This is a genomic window from Candidatus Cloacimonadota bacterium (assembly GCA_011372345.1).
Lineage (GTDB): Bacteria > Cloacimonadota > Cloacimonadia > Cloacimonadales > TCS61 > DRTC01.
This window is the reverse complement of sequence record DRTC01000332.1, coordinates 1-1,594: the sequence shown is the minus strand read 5'-3', so window position 1 is coordinate 1,594 and position 1,594 is coordinate 1. Positions and strand designations below refer to the sequence as shown.

Here is a 1,594-nt window from a genome sequence, read left to right as displayed (position 1 = left end):
CCACAAATTTATTTGTGGGAATATGATTCGGGAAAAAAACTAACGGTTTCAACCGTTTTCAAATAAAGTAAAAACCATTAAAATGGTTCATTTAAAAGGATTTGTCTAATTTTTCCCACAAATAAATTTGTGGGCTTCTAATCAAATTATAAATCTTTATTGATGATTACCAATTTTTTAGAAAATTTTGGGGGTATGCCTGGTTTTCATAAATCTAACTTGACATATAAACTAAAGAATATACATTAGACACATACATTACAAGGAGGTGATTTTATGTTCAGAACGCAAATTTATCTAACCGAAGATGAAAAGAATGCATTGCAGAATATTTCTTATGGAACAGGAAAAAAGCAAAGCGAACTGATCCGTCAAGCTGTTGATCAATTGATCGAAAAATTCAGCAACACCAATCGTCTTGATTTTTTAAGGAAAGCGAGAGGAATATGGAAAAACAGAAATGATATTCCTGCTTTTGAAGAGATCAGAAAAAGCTGGGATAGGGGCGAATAAAAGTGAAAAACTCATTACTTATCGACACAGACATCCTGGTTGATTATTTACGAGGAGAGAAACAGGCAATTTCTTTTTTGGAAAATTTGGAGCAAAAACTCGTTCTATCTTCCGTAAATGTAGCAGAACTTTATAGCGGAGTAAGAAAAGGAAAAGAAGAAGAAATCCTCAAAATCTTTCTGCAAGCATTTGAAATAATTCCGGTTACAGATGAGCTTGCAATCAAAGGTGGTTTTTTTCGCAGGGATTTTTTAAAAAGTCACGGAATCGGATTAGCAGATGCAATAGTTGCTGCTACTGCAGAAATGTTTCATTGTGAATTAACGACTCTGAACAGAAAGCATTATCCGATGATTAAAGATGTATTCGTTCCGTATCGGAAGAGAAAACCTTGAAAAAGTTTAAAAAATTTTCTTCTCGCTAAACTTTTTCAACGGTTAATTGAACGATAATTATGTGTGATAAACAGATCGAAAATTGGGATATTCAACCCAGTAAGATAATCAACATATTGTTCCAACCATTGAAAAAGATAAGTGGAAGATTTCCTCTAACAGAATCTGTTTTCAAGGTTTTCAAGAGATTCCTCTTGACTGTAAATATCATAAATTACAAAAGAACTTCTGTTTTATATATTTGTTGGAGGTTCTATAATGAAAAACAAATCAGTAATAATGCTATCAATAATAGTTGAACCAAATGCTGATGGTCATTTAGTCTCTGTTTCTGGTATCAAGGGGGCTTTTGCAGAAGGTGATACGATTGAAGAAGCAATGTTTAATTGTGTTGATGTCGTTAAAATGATATTTGTTTATAGGTTGGAAAGACATGAGCATATAGGTTTTAATCAGGTCGAATTCACACCAAAAACTCGAATGACAGTCACTGTTCCTGTTGGTTTATAATTGTGTCAAAATTAAGAGAATTAAGCTCCTCTCTATTCACGAGCTGATCGTTCATTTAAGATGAAAACAAAATATTCTAAAGATTGGATTCGACTCGTGAGGAAGTGCGAGTCGAAGACAATCTGTCTAATATGGTCGCAATTCTCGACTCGCATTCCCTTCGTTCATTACGAGTT

General features: G+C 33.4%; 3 protein-coding genes. All 3 read left to right on the top strand.

Translation table 11 applies throughout. The annotated features are described in order from the left end of the window. The first annotated feature begins 276 nt into the window (after window positions 1-276). Complete coding sequence (locus ENL20_06370; GenBank protein HHE38179.1) at window positions 277-513, top strand: ribbon-helix-helix domain-containing protein; 237 nt, start codon at window positions 277-279, stop codon at window positions 511-513. 2 nt (window positions 514-515) lie between these two features. Continuing rightward, window positions 516-908, top strand: coding sequence for a type II toxin-antitoxin system VapC family toxin (locus ENL20_06365; GenBank protein HHE38178.1), 393 nt, complete (start codon window positions 516-518; stop codon window positions 906-908). Between the two features lie 258 nt (window positions 909-1,166). Further along, the gene (locus tag ENL20_06360; protein HHE38177.1) at window positions 1,167-1,418 is read left to right on the top strand and encodes a hypothetical protein; all 252 of its coding nucleotides are present in this window, start codon (window positions 1,167-1,169) and stop codon (window positions 1,416-1,418) included. The last annotated feature ends 176 nt before the right edge of the window (window positions 1,419-1,594 follow it).

What these genes read in the sequence shown, in the direction of transcription:
- ENL20_06360 (HHE38177.1), top strand. Translation starts at nt 1,167, where the DNA reads ATGAAAAACAAATCAGTAATAATGCTATCAATAATAGTTGAACCAAAT.
- ENL20_06370 (HHE38179.1), top strand. Translation starts at nt 277, where the DNA reads ATGTTCAGAACGCAAATTTATCTAACCGAAGATGAAAAGAATGCATTG.